The sequence below is a fragment of the Ktedonobacter racemifer DSM 44963 genome, assembly GCF_000178855.1.
Lineage (GTDB): Bacteria > Chloroflexota > Ktedonobacteria > Ktedonobacterales > Ktedonobacteraceae > Ktedonobacter > Ktedonobacter racemifer.
In genome coordinates this window covers 3,238,785-3,257,787 of record NZ_ADVG01000001.1, presented here as the reverse complement: position 1 = coordinate 3,257,787, position 19,003 = coordinate 3,238,785, and the positions used below count along the sequence as shown (strand labels likewise).

Sequence of the window (19,003 nt, the reverse complement as noted above, 5' to 3'; positions counted from 1 at the left end):
GTACAATGTTTGATGTATATGTGAAATGACTTTGTGCAATGTTTGGTTGGGAAAAAAAGGATGGCAAGGGACATTATGCCCCTCGCCATCCTTTTTACTCGGACGTTACTCTCCTGTAGCTGCTTCTTTAACCTGTTCTCTGGTCTGAGCAAACTGATCGGGATGGCGTGTGCGCCACTCGCTCCACAGGACAATAATGATGGTTTGCAGGACGCCAGCTATGGGTGAGGCAAAGAGTGTACCCCAGATGCCAAAAAGCTCGCCACCGGCGACCAGTGCGAAGAGCGAGACAATAGGATGAAGTCCAACAGACTTGCCGACGATACGGGGACCCACCACCTCGCCCTCGATAACGTGTATGAAGACAAAGTATACCAGGACAAGGAGGGCTGTAACCCAGGACTGGGTTAACGCAATGAGGATGCAGACCGCACCTGAAATAAAGGTGCCAAGGACTGGAATGAAAGCCATAATAAAGGCCAGTATACCCAGGAGGAAGGCATAGGGCAGGTGGAAAATGAAGCCCATGCCCAGGCCAACCAGTACCGAGATCAGCAGAGCCAGCGTAAATTGTCCACGTATATAGCCGCCAACCACACGTTGCAGGGTATCCAACAAGAAGTTGGCGCGTGCGGCCTGGGGGGTATTGCGGCGCAACCATTGAATCACGCGTGTGCCATCAATGAGCAGATAGATGCTTAAAATGGCAACGATAACGGTATCGATAAGAAATTCAAGGAAGCTGCGTAGAAAGGGAATGGCGTCGCGGGTAAACTCCTCGCCACGCGTAAGTAGAAATTGCCGGCCCTCGTTTATTTGTGCACGTGTGATGCCAAAGTTTCCCAGGGAACGTTCTAGCTGTGTTGGTTGGCCTCCATGTCGCTCGGTCAGGCTTTGCATGTAGCGCAGCAGGTCATGCGTTTGTGTAATCGTTGCGCGCAAGGTAATGTAGCCAAGCAGGCTAAACGCTGAAAGCACGATTAAATAGACAACCAGGATCGCCACGATACGTGGCATGATGCGCTGGAGTAGTTTTACCAGAGGGGCAAGGGCAAAGGCAAAGAGAGCCGCAATCGCCAGCATCAGCAAAGCCTTTGTGATGTGGGAGGCCAGCCAGAAGACGAGGATAATGAAGGCGCTCCAGGCCAGGTAGGTTAGCGGAATATCGCGCCTGGTGGCCCACTTCTGTCGGCGTTGTCTCTGGGTGAGGCCTGGTTGCCTATCTGGAAGTTCGGGTGCATCTTTGGCCATAGAGCAGAGTCTCCCTCAATAAAGGCTGAACAAATAGTAAGAATACCACTATACAAGCTATTGTAGCAGAGGGAGTGTGGGTTAGGTGGAGAAGGGCAAGAAAAAAGGAGAGGTGAATCACCTCTCCTGATGGGCTGGGGTACAGGGACTCGAACCCCAATTAACTGATCCAGAGTCAGCCGTCCTACCATTGAACGATACCCCAATGTGTTGGTGTGTGTAGAAGCTAAGAGTCAAAGAGGAGGAGAGGTGAATCACCTCTCCTGATGGGCTGGGGTACAGGGACTCGAACCCCAATTAACTGATCCAGAGTCAGCCGTCCTACCATTGAACGATACCCCAATCTCTTTGCCAAAGCTCTGACGCTCTTGACGTCAGTATGATACCGTAACATGGTTGCGTTGTCAAGAGGGCAAAGGGGAAAAACTGGGCTTCTCAGAAAGTTCTTTTGGTTCTGAACCAGAAGCATCGATACAAACGTATCCTTACCAGGAAGTGCCACGCGGATTTTGGCGAGCGTGAACGTTCATTTTGTACGCCTATGCACAATAAAGCATAGGGGCAAAGGAGCTTATGATGGTTTTTATAAAGTCGCACTTGATAGCCTGGGACCAGGGAGAGAGCCAGAAACGAGGTGGCAAGATGCAGCGTGGACCTGGTGTGCCGTGTCCACAAGAAGAAGAAATCGTGCAGCGAGCGGTAGCGGGGGAGCCATTAAGTGACGACCTGACTCATCATATTGCTCGCTGCGAGCGGTGCCAGGAAAAGAGGAAGATGTATCAACGTTTGAATGCCCACCTGGTACAAAAGCTCTATAGATTTGACTGCCCCTCCAGTGAGACCCTGAGTTATTATTGTGCTGGTTTGCTGGAGAAAACGCGCGCAGACGAGACTGAGATCCACCTCCGTGTCTGTCCTCTCTGTGCAGAAGAGGTGGAGCAGACGCGTACCTTTGTGCAGTCTGAGCAGTTTAAAGACTCATAGATGGCGGAGAATTGCCATAAGGATGCGCCAGGGCATACAATAAAGAGAAAGTAGAATACTGGTTTACTCTCTCTTCGGAACACCTGAGCGCGCAGGGCTCGGGTGTTCCGAAGAGAGAGTTTTGAAAGGACGCGTCAATGCGAAGAAAAATCACCGTCGTAGGAGCCGGCTTTGTAGGCAGCACTCTTGTCCAGCGCCTGGCAGAGCGTGACTACGCTGATGTAGTCATGTTTGACATCGTACCTAATATGCCACAGGGAAAGGCGCTTGACATCATGCAAGCTGGACCTGTGCTTGGATTTGATACACAGGTAACTGGTACCAACGATTACGCCGATACCGTCGGTTCCGATATCGTCGTTATCACCTCTGGCTTTCCACGTAAGCCCGGAATGACGCGTGACGACCTGGTGAAAAAGAATCAGGAGATCGTCTCGCAGGTTACCGAGCAAGTGGTCAAATATTCACCCGACTGTATCATTATCTGTGTGACCAATCCTCTCGATGCCATGGCGCAGATCGCGCTCAAGGTCAGCGGCTTCCCACGTGAGCGTGTGCTTGGCATGGCGGGTGTGCTGGATACCGCGCGCTTCCGCACCTTTATCGCGCAAGAGGTCGGAGCCTCGGTACGCGATGTTCAGGCCTATGTCCTGGGTGGGCATGGTGATACCATGGTTCCGCTTGCACGTATGTGTACGGTCGCGGGCGTACCCATCTCGCAGCTTATCTCGCCTGAACGTATTGAAGAGATTGTACAACGCACCCGCGATGGTGGCGCTGAAATTGTGAAGCTGCTGGGCACGGGTAGCGCCTACTATGCGCCCTCGGCCTCCGTCTTGCAGATGGTTGATTCCATCATGCTAGATAAAAAGATGATCATGCCCTGCGCGGTCTACCTCCAGGGTGAGTACGGCATTCACGATCTCTTTGTGGGTGTGCCGGCCCAAATCGGCTCAAAGGGTCTGGAGAAGGTCATTGAGATCGAGCTGAACCCCAGTGAGCGCGAACAGCTCACCAAATCGGCCGATGCCGTCAAGGAACTGGTGCATGTAATGGGCATCTAGCCTTCTACTGGCATGAAAGAGTAGCGTGCGTGCTCTCACTACCTGAAGCCAGGGAAAGGCGGAGCGCGCACCGCTCGTAGAAGTGTATGTTATAATATAACAAGGTTTTTGCTTATTTGCCATTGTATTTCGCGTGTAGCACGCAATGCCAGCCTCAAACGCGACCCAGCGGGGACAAGAAGGGGAGGCTCTTATGATAGAACGTCAGCCGCTTGCAAGTGTGAGTGTAAAGGGACAGCATGGCAATGCATATCGCATTGATCAGCCGGTGACGTTAATTGGACGCTCTTCTAAGAATGATATCCCTCTCTCAGGCGACCGACTTGTATCGCGTCGACATGCTACACTCTGCTTTGAGCAAGGGAAATATATTCTCACCGATGAGGATAGCGCGAATGGAACCTATATCAATGGGATAAAAATCGCGCCCCACCGGCCCTATATCTTGCGCCACGGAGCTGAGCTGCGTATCGGGAGCAATATCCTCGTGTTCGAGCTACACGATGTTGAGATGCCTCGCATAGAAGACATACCCACTGTGATACTCCCCGTACGAGGAGTTATGGGATCTCAGGCGGATGAGGCCAGAGTGGCGCAACCAGGCGCGGCTGCCGCCTGGCAGTTGACGAGTTTCTCTCCCCGGTTGATTGGTATTGGATCATGGAATGCCTTCTTTATCTATCTTCATCGCCCGGATGCCGCGCAGCAGGTGCGCCAGGATGCCTTGAGACTTTTGCACGAAATCGAGAATGACACGGAGGAGTCTGCGGATGCAGGCGAAGTATTTGTCCATCCGGATATGAACCTGACGATTGTTCCCGAAGGCGAGGGCATCTTCTTTCATCCGCGGCGCATCACGCGGAACGGGATGAAAGATTGGCAGCGGGCTACCTTTCGCTTCTATGTCAAGCCAGAGCAAGAGGCGAAGATGCGCACCTGTAGTATCGCCTTTTATGCTGGGCCACTCTTGCTTGGCCTGCTTGAGGTGCCGCTTGAGTTCGCTGGAAAAGAATTAGATACCTGGCCGCCTGCGCATGAAAATTGTATTCAGATGACGACCGAGAGCCTGCACACTGTCTACCTGGCTTATAGCCATGAGGATGAGGTAATCGCGCGAGCAATTCACAAGGCGTTGAGGACTCTAGACTTTCCGTTTCTGCGGGAAGTGGAGGAGCTACGAAGAGAGCAGCGGGAGGGACCAGAGTTAGAGCAGAAGCTCAAGAGTGCCTCAATCTTTCAGCTCTTCTGGTCGAGTAACGCCGCGCGTTCGGCATACATGAAGCAGGAGTGGGAATCTGCCTTGCGCCTCGCGGGCGAACACACCTTTTTGCGCCCGGTGTATTGGGAAGTGCCGCTTGTGTCCCCATCCGAGGAGTTACGCAAGCTGCACTTCACCTATATCCCGGCCAATGTCTTATAGCGGCCGACGCTACTAAAGTAAGCATCTACATATAATGATACGAAGAATGTTATACTACGCGTCGAACTACTCTTCCTCGCCTTCATCCGCATCGGCACTGTTACTAGTTTCGCGTCCCTTGCCTGCGATCACCACGATATACTCGCCTTTGAGCTTGCTCTCGGGCGTAGTCGCGATGAGAGAGGAGAGGCTGCCGCGCTCGACTTTCTCAAACATCTTTGTCAGATCGTTGGCAAGCGCGGCGGGGCGGTCGCCATAGACCTCGAGCGCATCTTTCAGAAAATCAAGCACGCGATAAGGACTCTCATAGAAGACCAGTGTATGGGGTGAGTCTTTATCGACCTCCATAAACTTGCGGCGCCCAACAGTCTTGCGAGGGGGAAAGCCGCGAAAGGTAAAGCTGTGGGTTGGCAGACCTGAGAGCACAACCGCCATAATACAGGCAGTTGGCCCTGGAATCATCGTGACCTCAAGATTGGCCTGAACGGCTCGCTGGACAAGCGTATAGCCTGGATCTGAAATGCCGGGTGTGCCCGCATCCGTCACTACCGCGACCGACTGGCCCTGGCGTAGCAGGTTTTCGATGCGTTCCCCTGCGCGTTGCTCATTGAAAGCGTGGAACGCGATCTGAGGTTTGGAGATCTCGAAGTGTTTCAGCAGCATGCCGGTCTTGCGCGTATCCTCGCTGGCGACAGCATCGACTGAGCGCAAGACCTCGAGCGCACGTAGCGTAATGTCATTTAAATTTCCAATCGGAGTAGCGACCAGATAGAGCATATTAGTGTATCTTCTGTTCCTTCCTGAGTGTGGTGAGTTTCGAGAATACCTCCTGGCGCTTCACTTTCAGTGTATGTGTGCGAGGAAAATCGCTCTCAGGCCAGATGGTAAAGCCCTTGATTTGTTGATGGCTCGCCAGGCGCTTGTTTGCTTGCTGAATCGCAGCCCTGGCTTTTGCCTGATCAGGCTGTTCCATGAGCAGGATGGCATGTACTTCGGGCCCACGATCCTCATTCTCAAGCCCCATAATAACGACATCTTTAAGATCTATATTGCCCTGAAAAGCGTTTTCGACATCCTCGGGATAGACATTCATCCCATTGGAGAGGACAATCAGGTTCTTTTTGCGTCCCTTGATATAGAGCCTGTTCTGCTTATCGAGGAAGCCCAGATCACCTGTGCGATACCACTCGCCCTCAAAAGCGGCGGCAGTTGCCTCAGGGTTATTCCAGTAACCTTGCGTGATATTCGGGCCGCGCACCAGGATCTCGTTATCGGGAGCGATGCGTACCTCTACGCCGGGCAGAGGCTGCCCCGCCGACTCCATATGGTGATCATGCTTACGTGTGACGCTGACCACGGGCGAACACTCGGTCGTGCCATAGCCCGGGTGAACGCGCACACCCATATTCTCCCAGCGGCTTCCTAGCACGGGCGGCAGGTAGGCGCCACCGCTGACGAAGAAGCGGAAGTGGCCACCCAGTTTCTTATGCACCGAGCCAAAGAGATAGCGGCGCAAGGAGAAGGGGAGCAGGGCCGCAACGGAGTGGAGCTGTTCCCAGATTTTCTCCTTATGCTGGCGCCGTACCTCGCGATCAATGCCATTCATAAAGAGTTGGAGCACCTGGGGAACCAGGACCATAAGCGTGATACGCTGTGAAGCGAAAAGCCTGAAGAGGGTATCAGGGGCCAGGGAGCGAGCATAGGTCACGCTGGCACCAACATAAAAGATTGCCAGGTCGATTGTCAGTTCAAACATATGTGAGAGTGGCAGAATAGAGAGCGCCCGTTCCTGTGGACGAATATCCACAACCTCCACCGCTGATAGAACATTGGAGGTAATATTGTAGTGGCTGAGCATCACGCCTTTGGGCTGGCCGGTTGTGCCGGAGGTAAAGACGAGGGAGGCCAGGTCATCTTTTGCGATGGTGGGGAGAGCAGAGGGATCAAAAGCGGCTTGAGGAAGATTATCTATATCAATGAAGGTCAGAGGAAGCGAGGGGAGAGTTTCAAATTGTTTCCGCGTTGTCAGCAAGAAACGAGCGTCCGTCGCCTCGATGAGACGAGTGATAAAATCCTCTTTGCTATTGACGTCGACGGGAACAACCACCATACCGAGAAGAACGGCGGCAAAATAGGCGATGAGCCAGTCGGCTCGGCTCGCCGACCAGATCATAATACGCTCGCCCTTCTGTGCCTGCTGGCTTTGAAGATAGCCCGCGAACTGCTGCATACGTTCGCGCACCTGGAGATAGGAGAGGATGGATATGGAATTACCATCGGTCGGTTCGAGGAGTACGGGTTGGTTACGGTATTGTTCAACAGCATAGTTAAACAATTGAGGAATAGTTTCCATCTCGTAGCCTTTCTGTGTACTGGCAAGAAACTGAAGTTATGCGCAACGCTGCACCTGAACAATAGGCAAGGTTGAGCTATAAAAAGGAAGCAAAAATAAAATAAGACCATGCATGTGAACCTTGCTACAGGTACAAACACGCATCTATCAAGTGTATCATAAGATGGGCGCGAGAGATAGCCGGAAAAAGGGATGAAACCGTGGTTTTCCAATTCTGAAGGCGGTTTTTCTCTCTTTTCTATAGGCCGCTCTAGCAGGCATCTGGTAGAGCTACGTAAATAGTTATGTAAGGGTGGTGAGAGGCTTATAGAGAGCAAGCATACAAGATAGCGAGGTAAGCAGAAGGAGGCATGCTATAGAATGAATAATTGTGAAATAATCTGATAAATTGTAGCGGAAATTTGTATAGGAACTCGAGCATAAAACCATACGCAGGGATCGTAAAATGAATAGAAAACGTAGAGATTTTTAACTCAAAAAATATTGAATTGTGCTCTGATGTACCGATGTAAAATTTTATGCAGTAACACTATGATGAAAGTACAATATGGGTTGACTCAAATCATAAGTGTATGTTAGACTACAAGAGAGAAAGTAGTATCTAGCTAATTCCTGTCTTACGTCAATGCTCTTACGCTAAAGCCTCATGTAGATTCCATGAGTGATACAAGAATTGCTGTAGTAAAAAAATCGCGTGAGACTCGTAAGGCAATCGCTAGATCGGTTCGATTGTATGTGTTGACGTTTTACCTGGGAGTGTGAAAAGCGTTAACATGTATGGTTTAAAAAAAGGAAACGATTTCCATGCCATCCCTCGAAACTGCTAATGTAGGGAAGGCGGTTGCAGCGCGAGTAGGGACGAATATTCGAGAAGTGCGCACGAAGCTAAATATGACCCAAGCGCAGCTGGCCGCCCCCGAGTTCTCCATTTCGTATATTTCAGCGATTGAACGCGGAAAGATCCGCCCTTCGCTCAAGGCGTTGTCGATTCTTGCTCGCCGCCTTGATGTACCTCTAACCTTCTTATTAGAGGGTTCTCCTGCCGGCGCGGCAGAAGCGCGCGCGGTAGGCTATTCGCCCGCTGATACCGGCCCTGATCAGCGCGTTGACGTTGACCTGGTGCAGGCCAGTGTTCTGGTTGAGCAGGGTTCCTATCTAGAGGCCGAAGAACTCCTGCTTCCTATCCAACCCGAGCGTATCACCACCGAGCAAGTCTATCGCCTCTACCTGCTACGTGGGCAGATCCACCTGGGGTCAAGAGAGTATCAAGAAGCAGTGGTTGATCTACGCGCTGCCATCGGCCAGGGCGAGGCTATCAATGATAGCGAGTTGACCGAGCGCGCACGCAACCTTCTAGGCAAGGCCTACTTCTTGCTGTATAACTACACGCTGGCCATGGAGAATCATCATCGCTGCTTTACAGCAATTGAGAATGGACAGATTACTGATCCTGTCTTCTCCCTGGAGGTCTTTAGCAATCTGGCCAATGACTACTTCCGCCTGGGCGACCTGGAGAAGTCTATTGAGTTCTACAATCGCGCTCTGGATATGCTCAATGCCATGAGCCGGGATAGCAAGAGCTTCGCCAGGAAGTATATTGAGATCAGCCAGCATTATAAGACGGTTGGCAAACTGGCGATGGCGCGCGAATATGCCTTGCGCAGCCTGGCCATTTATGAAATGCGCGATGAGCAGCGCCTGGTTGGTCTAACTCACCAGCGCCTGGGCAAGGCCCTGGAGAAGAAGAACGATCTGGCGAGCGCGGAAAATGAGTACCGGCAGGCCATCGCGATTGAGAGTGAGCTCAATGACGAGATCACCGCCTCTCTCTGCCATACCTCCCTGGCCGAGCTCTTGCTCAAGCGTGGTGAGGTTGAAGAGGCTCAGCGCGAGGCGAGCCAGGCACTTGAGTTTGCGCGCTCCAGTGAGGATGCCCAGACTCAGGGGCAATCCTTGATTACCCTGGCGCAGATCTATCATCAGAAGAGCGATTTTACGCAAGCCGATGCGTACTTTACGCAGGCTCTGGATATGCTTGATGCCTCGAATGCCCATGAGATCGCAGCGAGCGCGTACTTCCGCTTCGCGAACCTCCTTGAGGAGCGCGGCGAGGTTCAGCGCAGCCTGTCGGCGATTAAAAAGGCCTATGAGCATCAGCGCCAGGGTAAGCGTGGCGACCTGGAGTAAACAGGGGCGTGGATGACTTCGTCACCCTATTGCGTTGATCACTAGATAGAGCAAATTGCATCCCTCCATACCTGATGTATGGAGGGATGCAATTTGTTGCGTTCCCTCACTAATCCTTGTACAATGCAAGAGGCAAGCTCTGTGATCGAAGAGGCGCGGAGCATGCAGAAGACTATTTTATGGGCATTTTGTAGGAGTTCCCCGCATGCCATTTACAGCAGACGACCTTCGGTATCGACCAGAGCAGAGCTATCCCCTTCTCTACGCCTATTTGCATCGTAACGCACAGCGCTTTCTGGGTTCACTCAAATATGATGCCTTCGAGGTGGACACGGTGGTGGGCCATGTCGTGGAGCAGCTTGTGCGTTTAGGACTCCTGGGTGGAGAAGATCGGACGCCAAAGACGGCGCTTGACGGCTTAACGGATGCTCAATTCTATACCTTTCTTAGCCGAAGCGTGAGAAATAAGGCGATTGATCGTCTTCGCAAGCGCCGACTCCAGGTGAGTACGGCGGCGGAGCTGGAACAGTTTGAGCGCGAAGAGAGCGACGAAGATCCTCTTGAGGACGCAGTTGTTACGGCCTGGGGAACGACTCCTTTCGCTACGCCGGAAGAACTTGCCTTACACCTGGCTTCTCAGGCCCAGTTACGCAATTTACTGAAGCATTGTATCTTTGTACTCAGCGCCGCCCCCAATCAACTTCAAGCAGTCATGCAAGAACTGCACGAGATGGGTGCCGATGATCTCTTGCAGGCAGTTGTGAAGGAGCTGCATATCGATACATCGACGCCTGTGGAGACTAACCCTCATGTGAGCCAGCATAAGGACCATGCACACCGTAAATTGCGTCACTGCTTGCAGCAGCAAAGTACCAATTTGACAGTACGCGTCGCGTTACGTTTGATAGAATGTAAGGCATCCGCTCCCGGTAAGCAGGACAGTACACTGGCGATTCATACACTTGTCCATGATGATCTCACAGCGGAGCAGATACGTACGGCCCTGAGACAACTGGTCACAGAAGGCTTACTCGAATGGGATGGCGCGGATGTCATCCATGTAACAGCCGCCCAACTGAAGCGCCTGGCCCGCTTCTACCGTGAAGAGGAATAGCAAGAGATTGAAGGCTCGAGAGGAGTAGAGAAATGGACAAGCAGTTTGATCACAACGCAATGGCCCCTGGTAGCGAAAGCCGGCTGGCCCAATGGTTATTGCAACTCCTGCGCGAGCCGAAAAGCGATGCGGGAATACCGGCAGCGGCCTCCAGGCATGGAGCGCGTCCTGGTCACAGACCTGAGGCGCTGCTGGAACTGCAAGTTGAGAGCAGCTATCACCTGCCTTTTTATCAGCAGTTGCCAGATTTTGTGCAGGCGCAACTGCGTGGCGATGAAGAGGCTACACTGCGCTATGCCACACTGCTCTACCACCTTGTTGGTTGTGCTGAATGTCACCAGGCATACCTGGAGATCTATGATGCAATGGGGGCGGCCCTCCATGAAACCGATACCTATGCCATGTATGGTCTGGGTGGAAATCGCGGCGCGGGCGTGACTCCCCAGCGGATGCTTGGTCACCTCTGTCGCACTCTTATTAGCCAGGCGGAGGCGATCTTGAAGCAGGCGCGGCGTAGTCATCAGGATGATGCCGAGGCGGCGCGGGCGCTCCTCCAGCTGGCCCTGCGTATGAGCGCCCGGATTGGTCAGAGCACCATTCGCCAGAGCGCCACCCAGGATCTCGTGCGCGTGGCTACCCTTGCGCAAGGACCAGCGGTCCCGCCCGGCTCGGGTGCACAGGTGTACCAGTATACTCCCACTCTCACGGGGGCTGGCGCACGCGGCAAAACGGTACGCCGGGCCGATGTGCTCAGCCGCCCCCTTGAGCAGCCAGTAATCCACTTGCAGGCCAGGGGTTTACATGGCTCAATTACCCAGCGCGAGCGTACTCTTGAGCTGCATTTGCAGCACCTTGACCCGCAAACTTATGGTCAGCGCCTCCTCATTACCGTCCCCCTTGGCTCCCTCATCGAGCCTGTGCGCTGGCGTGGAGGCAACCCGCTCGCCATTCGTAGCGAGCAGCCCGTCGATGCCCAGGGCTCCCTGGTGATGACATTGGGCGAGACCGATCTTAACTTAAGTGATCCAGAGGAGCATAACCTGCTGGAGACACTCTTCCTCTTATTAGAAGTACGCGTAAGCGCATAGTGAGCTGAGGGGCTAACTCCGTTGCTCTGGCGTAAAGGAGACGGTGCCGCTTTTGCCGCCGCTCTTCTGTGCCACATAGGCTTGCTCCAGGGTAATTGTGGTGTCGAGTCCCTTACACATATCATAGATCGTCAGGGCGGCTACAGTAACGGCGGTGAGTGCTTCAACATCGACACCTGTTTTATAGGTTGTGCGGGTGCGTCCCTCAATCGAGATACATCCCTGCTCGCTATCAAGGAGAAAATGGAGATCAATATGCGTCATTGGCAGGGGATGGCAGAGCGGAATGAGCTGTGGAGTCTGCTTGGCGGCCATGATGCCCGCGATCTTGGCGGTCTCCAGGACACTCCCTTTCGAAACCTGGTTGTGTTCAATTAAGCGGACGGTTTCGGGCTGCATGCGTATGCGTCCCTTGGCGATGGCCTCTCGCATCGTATCGGGACGGGTGGTCACATCGACCATGTGGATATTACCCTGTTCGTCCAGGTGTGTCAGTTGCTGTGGCTTATCGATTGGCGAAGACATAAAGCGACCTCCTTTTGTGCCCTCCAGTATAACGCACACCAATCATGCCTGCCACTCTTACAGACGCAAAGCCAGGTTTGGTGAAGATTCTGAGGCGGTCTTCTCAGAATCTTCACCAAACCTGACTACTTTCTGTTATGCGATACTCTGCTAGAAATGACGGTGCGGACCCGGTCGTAATCTCCCTCTTGTGAAACTGTTTTGAGCTAAAGGGAAGTTATAAGTTTCGCTTTTGCTCCCTAATATTGTGTGGTTAGCTTACTTGCCAACTTTTTGGCGACTCTGGAAAGCGCGGCGGAAGTAGGCGAAGGCCTCGCGTTCCTTGCCATTCTCCTCAAGCAGTTGCGCGTAATGCACAGATTCATTGGCCAGTTCTTCGTGGCGTTCCAGGTGTTCAAGAATATGCAGGCCCTTGATGAAGTCTTCATCGCCCCGAGCCCGTTTCCCCTGGGCATAAGCGATGCACCCAAGAACAATATAGGTCTCCGCACCGATGATATTGTTTTCAAATTCATCTGCGAGCGCCTTGCTCTTCTGGGCAAAGGCGTAAGCCTGCTCATAGTCTTGCTGGGCAAAGTACCAGGAGGCATTGGTAATGTAGAGGCTTGCGAGCGAGAGTGGGTCGAGCGCGCGGAGGCGTTCTTCTTGTTGAAGCACATTGTCCAGAAATGAGCGAGCCTGCTCTGAGTCGTTTTTGAGTATTGCCTGCCCTAGATAGTAGTACACTTCGCTTCTCAGTTGAGCAAGTTGGGCCTGGTTTGTGAGATAGAGGCTCTTAAAAGCGTAAAGAGTAGCAAGATCATACTCTTTACTGATGCTGTGATGGCGAATGATGCCGAGATAGGCTCCGTGATTCTGAGGGGAGTCGATCTCAGGGCCGATAGCATCAAGGGCTTTACGGAAGGCGTCAATGGCTAGATCCAGGTTCTCTTGCTGGGTGTAATATTGTCCTATCTGCATGTGTAACTGTGTTGCAAAGAAGGGATCAACAGGAATGGGTGAGGTTTCCAGGACGTTGAGGCAACGTTGAAAGGAGAGGAGCGCCTGGCTGTAGTTACGCATGGCATTGTAGGCGAGAGCAAGCAGGTAGAGTATGCGTAGCGTCAAGTAATGATCGTTGAGTTCTTTGGCGATTTGCAAGGCTTCATTAAATACATACTCGGCTTGCTGATATTGAGCATTTTTGAAGTGTGACCAACCTGTAAGGAACCGATGGCGCAAGAACTGGGGACGTTTGAGGCGCTTTAAGGGAATACGATTGAGTTGTGCGAGTGCATGGGCGGTATTTCCTTCATGCAAAGAGACATTGATCTCTATAAATGCGAGATCGATTTCTTCTTCTTCCCGTTCTGGAAGTGGAAAGAGACTATTCGCACGATCCTCTGCCTGAGATCGGTTAGGCAGAAGTTGTGTAGAAGAGAGGCCAAGGCGAGTCGCCAGGATCTCCAGGGCGCGCAAAGAAGGGTGGATTTGTCCACGCTCAATGGCTGAGATGTAGCTGACAGAAAAATCAGGAGCTGCGAGCTGGCTCTGTGTCAAGTGTTGCGCAATGCGAGCGCTTCGCAGTTTTTCTCCTACCGATTTTCCAATTTTGCTTGACGTTTGTTCAGGGGACATAGTTGCCTCCTACATAGTTCTTGCAAATTTTATCCATAAATACACAAAAGGTACTTTCAAATATATTGTAAAGTACAATTATGTTTTCTGTCAATACGCTAATGCAATAAATATTGTAAAGATAAATTATAAAGTCAGGCTTGTGTTACAAGTAAAGTCGCTTTGCGAACAAACACGTCTACCAACATGCTATAATGATTCCTAAGAGAGAGCGAACGTATATCTTTAAATGTCGCTGAAACCTGTACATTGGAAACATACAGGAGTAATCGAGCAGTGATATAGAGCAAATCTGAAGTAGGACGTAGCTGGCTGAAGCCGAATATGCTCTCATCCCTCGCAGCGACAGATTTCAGGTTTATTGGGTGGGTTGTAGAAAAAATCGTTCTAACTTGTAGAGTAAACGTCCTCCAGCAGTATTTTTGGTGGTAGAAACTGTATAGCACAAGTGGGGATGACACATTTCCAAGAACAACGAGATGCTATAAAATAAGCTAGATGCGTAGTTGAGTAGGCAAGTCAAAGAAAAAAGAGAGTTTAAAAAAATATGTTCCGTTTTTTGACCGCAGGTGAGTCGCATGGTCCCTGTCTGACGATTGTTGTTGAAGGATTGCCCGCTGGATTGCAGGTAGAGAAGGCGCTGGTAGACGCTGATTTGCGCAGGCGCCAGGGAGGCTATGGCCGGGGTGGACGCATGAAGATCGAGAAGGATGAGATCCGCTTCCTCTCCGGTGTGCGTCATGGAAAGACCCTCGGCTCACCCATTACCATGCAGATCGAGAATCGTGACTGGGTGAACTGGGAAGAGCGCATGAGTGCCACTCCTGTCGAGGCTGAGATGGAGACGGTCACGCGTGTGCGTCCAGGGCATGCCGACTTTACTGGGGCGATCAAATACGGACAGGACGATGTACGTAATATCATTGAGCGTTCTAGTTCACGAGAGACAGCCTCGCGTGTCGCGATTGGCGGACTCTGCCGCCAGTTTCTAGCACAGTTTGGTATTGAGATCCATAGCCATGTCCTCTCCGTCGTTGATATTGGCTACGAAGAAGAGCGTGCGCTCACACCCGAAGGCTACTCTCCCGAAATGTGGGAGGCGGTTGAAGCCTCGCCGATGCGCTGTGCGAGTGCGGAATTGACCGAGAAGATGATCGCACGCATTCTGGAGGCCAAGCGCGCAGGTGATACCTGTGGCGGCGTGTTTGAGGTCGTCGCCTTCGGGGTACCCATTGGCCTGGGTAGCTATAGCCAGTGGGATCGCCGCTTGAGCACTCGCATTGGCATGGCCCTGATGAGCATTCCCTCGACCAAGGGTGTTGAAATTGGCGCAGGCTTTGACGCGACACGTAAGACGGGTTCCCAGGTGCATGATGTCTTGCGCCGCTCGTCTGAGGGCGCCTGGTCGCACCTGACGAATAACGCGGGTGGTATTGAGGGGGGTATCTCCAACGGCGAGCCGATCGTGGCGCGCGTGGGCGTCAAGCCTATTCCTAGCCTGGCGCATCCTCTGCCCTCGGTTGACCTGGCGACCGGTGAGAACATCGATCAGAGCCGCTACGAGCGCAGTGATGTCTGCGTCGTTCCCGCGGCTGGCGTTGTCGGCGAGGCCATGCTGACCGCTGTCCTGACCGAGGCCATGCTGGAGAAGTATGGTGGCGACAGCATGGAGGAAATGCTGCGCCATTATCGGGCGTAGAAACATTTCTGTAATAGAAACGTTAATATTACAGAGAGATATCGCCGAGATATCGCCACAATTACCCACAACATTGCAAATAGTGGGTAAGAATGATACATTTCTGTGAACTACCATTGAGCTGAAGACTCAGCGGCTTCTTCGGAAGCCACTGAAGACGTAGTTCGGTAGCTTCTTCGGAAGCCTGAGTTCACCAGACTCCTCATCAGAAATGATGAGACCGTTTGAAAGGTCATGACACCTGTGGTTGACGCATCAGACCGCTGCTCTGTCGCCTGGATTTAAGTAGGGCTGAGGAAAGGCCCGGTGATCCAGGTGCAAAAAGCCTTTTGAACCTTGTCGAGATGAGGTCGGATTCTCTGCATGGTCACAGTGCAGAGATACGCATCACCCGGCGCTTGCCGGAGCATTTTTCCGAAAGGAATCTATGAATCGAGTCTATGTCTTATCATCAGATCGGACGCCGCTGATGCCTTGCTCTTCGGTGATCGCTCGTTTGCTCCTCAAAGAGGGAAAGGCCAAAGTGGTCCGCAGAACCCCTTTTACGATCAAGTTGTACGTGCAGCCAGAGCACCCCAGTACACAACCCTTGACCTTGGGAGTGGATACAGGCAGTACAGTGATTGGTTCGGCTGTCGCGAGTGAACAGAACGACATCGTGTATCTTTCTGAAGTGGAAGCGCGCAATGATATTGCGACGGCGATGAAAGAACGAGCCGCCTATCGTCGTAAACGCCGCAGCCGAAAAATACGTTATCGGCCTGCGCGCTGGCTGAATCGAAGGAATTCCATCAAGCGTGGGCGCTTTTCCCCAACCATGAGGAGCAAGATCGATGCCCATCTGCGAGAAATCCGCTTTGTGCAATCCATCTTGCCGATCACGTCCATTGTGCTGGAAACTTCTACCTTTGACCCGCATGCACTCAAAAATCCGGAGGTCTTGCGAAAGAAGTGGCTTTATCAAAAGGGCATCAACTACGGATATGCCAACACACGCGCCTATGTGCTGACACGCGATGGCTACACGTGTCAACACTGTAAAGGGAAAACAAAGGAGCAACGGCTCGAAGTGCATCACCTCATCTTTCGTCGCCACCATGGAAGCGATGAGGAAAGCAATCTCTTGACACTCTGCAAGACCTGTCATGATGCTCTTCACGCGGGAACGATAACGCTCAAGTGCACTGGCAAGAAAAAAGGGAAGCTGCTGCATGCCACGCAGATGAGCAGCATCCGCATGCAATTGTTGAAACGGGTTGAGGCGGAAGAAACTTGGGGATTCGTGACCAAAGAACATCGCTTGCTTGCGAGTTTGCCCAAAGAACATTGTTTTGATGCGGCCATGATTGCGACACGCGGACAAAGGCCTGTTATTCAGATACAAACGGTACTTGTCAAGAAATGCATTCCCGACGGGGATTATCAGCAAACCAAAGGAAAGCGAAGCGAGCAACGTCTTACGACAGGGAAAATTGAAGGCTTTCGTAAATTCGACAAAGTGCGTTATCGAGGACAGGAATACTTTATCAAAGGGCGTATGTCGACTGGGTATGCCATATTGATGATGATAGACGGGAAAAAGGTCGATTTGAAACCAATTCCCAAGCTTGAGAAGATGAAGAGAGTGAGTGCGCGGTCCTCATGGATGATCGACCAAAGAAGTATGCCACGTTCCATCGGAAATGCAAGCCAGGAGACGCCTCGCCAGGACATTGAAAGCCAGGGAGAGAAGGAAGGTACGGCACTCATTCATGAGGCTGAAGACCTCGTGGTTTTCTTGCCGCACCAAGTATAAATGCATAATAGTACGCACTATGCTGTAAAGAAAAAGGCAGTCGCGAACGCTGGCTGCACATTTGAGGATATGAATGAACATAAGCCACGGTATTCGCCGTATCACGCAATTGTTCCTGGTCTTGTTTCTGGCTATGAGCGCGGGCCTGGTCTACTGGCAGGTCGCGGTTGCCGACCAGGTGACCTCTAACCCGCGCAATTTACGTAGCTGTATGAGTACCAGCGTGCCACAGCGCGGACGCATTTTTGATCGCAACGGCGTCCTATTGGCCGACTCACAGCCGGACCCAAATGCCTGTGGTGGCTTTGTACGTCATTACTATGAACCCTCGCTCGCGGGCTTGATTGGCTACTATCCCGGGCCATACTTCCTGGCCACGGGACTGGAAGCCAAATTTGACGACTACCTCTCTGGGCGCGTCGGGATGACGTCGTTAGATAACCAGGTCAATAAGACGCTGCACCGCTCGCCTGTGGGCGATGATATCTATCTCACGATAGATGTGCGTATCCAGCGTATCCTGGTGCAGCACTTTAACCAGCAGGCCCCCGTCGATAACGTCAACTCGTTTGCCTCTGATCGTGGCTCTGCCATGGTCATGGATCCACATACAGGCGAGGTCCTAGCCATATATAGCAGCCCCGGCTATGATCCCAACAAAATGGTGCAGACGCTTACCCATGCCAGCCTCTCCTATTACAACCAGATGGTCAATGATCCAGAGCGGCCACTGGTCTTCCGTCCCACCCAGGGCCAGTATGTGCCCGGCTCAACCTATAAGGCCATGACCCTAATGGCGGGTATCGACTCGGGAACAACTTCCCTGGGGCAGACCTATGATCCCAAGTTTACGATGGGACCAGTCACGCTGGGTCAGCACTTGTTTACTCCTGCGGTGAGTAACATTAACACCTTTACGAGTCCCAACGCGCATGTCTCGACGAACTATGGCTTCGCGCACTCGGACAATATCCTCTTCGCCAAGATTGGCCAGGATATGGGCGTTGATTCATGGTTGGCGTACAACAAGAAGTTCCTGGTGGGCGAGAAGATCCCCTTTGAATTGCCCGTAGCCGTAAGCCGGGTGACCCAAACCGATGGAACATTGAGCGAGAATTACCTGGTAGACAATGCCTTTGGTCAGGGCGTCGACTTTGTGACCCCTTTCCAGATGATGATGATCGATAATATCGCCGCCAATGATGGGCAGTTGATGCAGCCAACCGTCTTGAGCAAGGTTGCCACGCGTGATAAGGCGCCAGTTAAGACCTTTTCACCTCAGAACCTGGGAGACGCTCAGATTAAGCAGTCGACGGCCATTGATACGCGCAAAGCCATGTTTGGCGTGGTACAGTGCGGTTCCGGTAACAATGATTTTGTTCATGGTGCCATGCTATCGACTTCGCGCTGGAACATCATCGGCAAAACTGGTACTGCCGAGCTTGGTAATGGAAAGCCAGCACATGGCTGGTTGATTACTCAAGCGCCTTATGATTGGCAGCAAACTGATAAGATGCCAGCTCTGACGATTATGGCTATGAAAGAGAATGGTGGTGAGGGTGCGAATGCTGTTGGCCCCATGATTACCAGCACCTACAACGACATCTTTAACCAGGGCTTGGTGAAGGCGGACCTGCCGCCCGCAGCGCCGTCAATCACCGGGTCGACCAACCAGTACTGCCATAATGTTGCGCATCTGTTGTAATAAGTGATGTTAAATTGTAGGGTCCAAGCTAGCTTGGACTGGAGGCCCACGATTCATCGTTGGCGTGCGCGCAGACTGATTTCCAGACGCGGAGAGGTCGCTTCGCTTGGAGCTCATGCCAGCATGGATCCTACAGGCTGTGTTACAGAAGAAAAGAGAAGAGGTTCTCAGTCAAGGCTGAAAACCTCTTCTCTCTGTTTA

The 19,003-nt window shown here is 52.3% G+C and carries 14 protein-coding genes and 2 tRNA genes; 9 read left to right on the top strand and 7 right to left on the bottom strand.

Going from position 1 to position 19,003, the window contains the following annotated elements:
- Window positions 1-105 precede the first annotated feature (105 nt).
- The 3 genes from KRAC_RS13805 to KRAC_RS13795 all read right to left on the bottom strand — a co-directional run bounded on the left by KRAC_RS13805 (window position 106) and on the right by KRAC_RS13795 (window position 1,593).
- The gene (locus KRAC_RS13805) at window positions 106-1,251 is read right to left on the bottom strand and encodes an AI-2E family transporter (RefSeq protein ID WP_007907932.1); all 1,146 of its coding nucleotides are present in this window, start codon (window positions 1,249-1,251) and stop codon (window positions 106-108) included.
- Between the two features lie 134 nt (window positions 1,252-1,385).
- A tRNA-Gln gene (locus KRAC_RS13800) sits at window positions 1,386-1,456 on the bottom strand.
- Between the two features lie 66 nt (window positions 1,457-1,522).
- Window positions 1,523-1,593: transfer RNA gene (locus KRAC_RS13795), tRNA-Gln, on the bottom strand.
- A 231-nt stretch (window positions 1,594-1,824) separates the two neighbouring features.
- On the opposite strand from KRAC_RS13795, the gene KRAC_RS13790 reads away from it, so the two are divergent.
- The 3 genes from KRAC_RS13790 to KRAC_RS61510 all read left to right on the top strand — a co-directional run bounded on the left by KRAC_RS13790 (window position 1,825) and on the right by KRAC_RS61510 (window position 4,719).
- A complete protein-coding gene (locus tag KRAC_RS13790) occupies window positions 1,825-2,235 on the top strand; it encodes a hypothetical protein (protein WP_157506428.1) in 411 nt (136 codons plus the stop codon).
- Window positions 2,236-2,372: 137 nt separating this feature from the next.
- Window positions 2,373-3,299: a malate dehydrogenase gene (gene mdh / locus KRAC_RS13785; protein WP_007907923.1), complete on the top strand. Its 927-nt coding sequence runs from the start codon at window positions 2,373-2,375 to the stop codon at window positions 3,297-3,299.
- 193 nt (window positions 3,300-3,492) lie between these two features.
- Entirely contained in the window at window positions 3,493-4,719 is a 1,227-nt protein-coding gene (locus KRAC_RS61510; protein WP_007907917.1) for an FHA domain-containing protein, read from the top strand.
- A 66-nt stretch (window positions 4,720-4,785) separates the two neighbouring features.
- Here the strand turns inward: KRAC_RS61510 and rsmI are convergent, their stop codons facing one another.
- Both rsmI and KRAC_RS13770 read right to left on the bottom strand, forming a co-directional pair.
- On the bottom strand, window positions 4,786-5,496 hold the full coding sequence (rsmI, locus tag KRAC_RS13775) for a 16S rRNA (cytidine(1402)-2'-O)-methyltransferase (protein WP_007907916.1): 711 nt from the start codon (window positions 5,494-5,496) through the stop codon (window positions 4,786-4,788).
- A 1-nt stretch (window position 5,497) separates the two neighbouring features.
- Complete coding sequence (locus KRAC_RS13770) at window positions 5,498-7,072, bottom strand: AMP-dependent synthetase/ligase (protein WP_007907914.1); 1,575 nt, start codon at window positions 7,070-7,072, stop codon at window positions 5,498-5,500.
- An 804-nt stretch (window positions 7,073-7,876) separates the two neighbouring features.
- Between KRAC_RS13770 and KRAC_RS13765 the strand changes: the two genes are divergently transcribed.
- From KRAC_RS13765 to KRAC_RS13755, 3 genes are all read left to right on the top strand, one after another.
- The gene (locus KRAC_RS13765) at window positions 7,877-9,259 is read left to right on the top strand and encodes a helix-turn-helix domain-containing protein (protein ID WP_007907912.1); all 1,383 of its coding nucleotides are present in this window, start codon (window positions 7,877-7,879) and stop codon (window positions 9,257-9,259) included.
- A gap of 205 nt (window positions 9,260-9,464) precedes the next feature.
- Complete coding sequence (locus KRAC_RS13760) at window positions 9,465-10,373, top strand: hypothetical protein (protein ID WP_007907910.1); 909 nt, start codon at window positions 9,465-9,467, stop codon at window positions 10,371-10,373.
- A gap of 32 nt (window positions 10,374-10,405) precedes the next feature.
- Window positions 10,406-11,461: a hypothetical protein gene (locus KRAC_RS13755; RefSeq protein WP_007907908.1), complete on the top strand. Its 1,056-nt coding sequence runs from the start codon at window positions 10,406-10,408 to the stop codon at window positions 11,459-11,461.
- Between the two features lie 12 nt (window positions 11,462-11,473).
- Here the strand turns inward: KRAC_RS13755 and moaC are convergent, their stop codons facing one another.
- Entirely contained in the window at window positions 11,474-11,986 is a 513-nt protein-coding gene (moaC, locus tag KRAC_RS13750; protein ID WP_007907906.1) for a cyclic pyranopterin monophosphate synthase MoaC, read from the bottom strand.
- A gap of 258 nt (window positions 11,987-12,244) precedes the next feature.
- Window positions 12,245-13,603, bottom strand: a complete 1,359-nt coding sequence (locus KRAC_RS13745) for a helix-turn-helix domain-containing protein (protein WP_007907904.1) — start codon at window positions 13,601-13,603, stop codon at window positions 12,245-12,247.
- Window positions 13,604-14,150: 547 nt separating this feature from the next.
- Between KRAC_RS13745 and aroC the strand changes: the two genes are divergently transcribed.
- From aroC to KRAC_RS13730, 3 genes are all read left to right on the top strand, one after another.
- Window positions 14,151-15,302 (top strand): chorismate synthase, encoded by a 1,152-nt coding sequence (gene aroC, locus KRAC_RS13740; protein WP_007907903.1) that lies wholly within the window; start codon window positions 14,151-14,153, stop codon window positions 15,300-15,302.
- A 427-nt stretch (window positions 15,303-15,729) separates the two neighbouring features.
- Window positions 15,730-17,097, top strand: a complete 1,368-nt coding sequence (gene iscB, locus KRAC_RS13735; RefSeq protein ID WP_007907896.1) for an RNA-guided endonuclease IscB — start codon at window positions 15,730-15,732, stop codon at window positions 17,095-17,097.
- Window positions 17,098-17,170: 73 nt separating this feature from the next.
- Window positions 17,171-18,802 carry a penicillin-binding transpeptidase domain-containing protein gene (locus KRAC_RS13730; protein WP_007907895.1) on the top strand — a complete coding sequence of 544 codons (1,632 nt, stop codon included), beginning with the start codon at window positions 17,171-17,173 and terminating at the stop codon, window positions 18,800-18,802.
- Window positions 18,803-19,003: the final 201 nt, after the last annotated feature.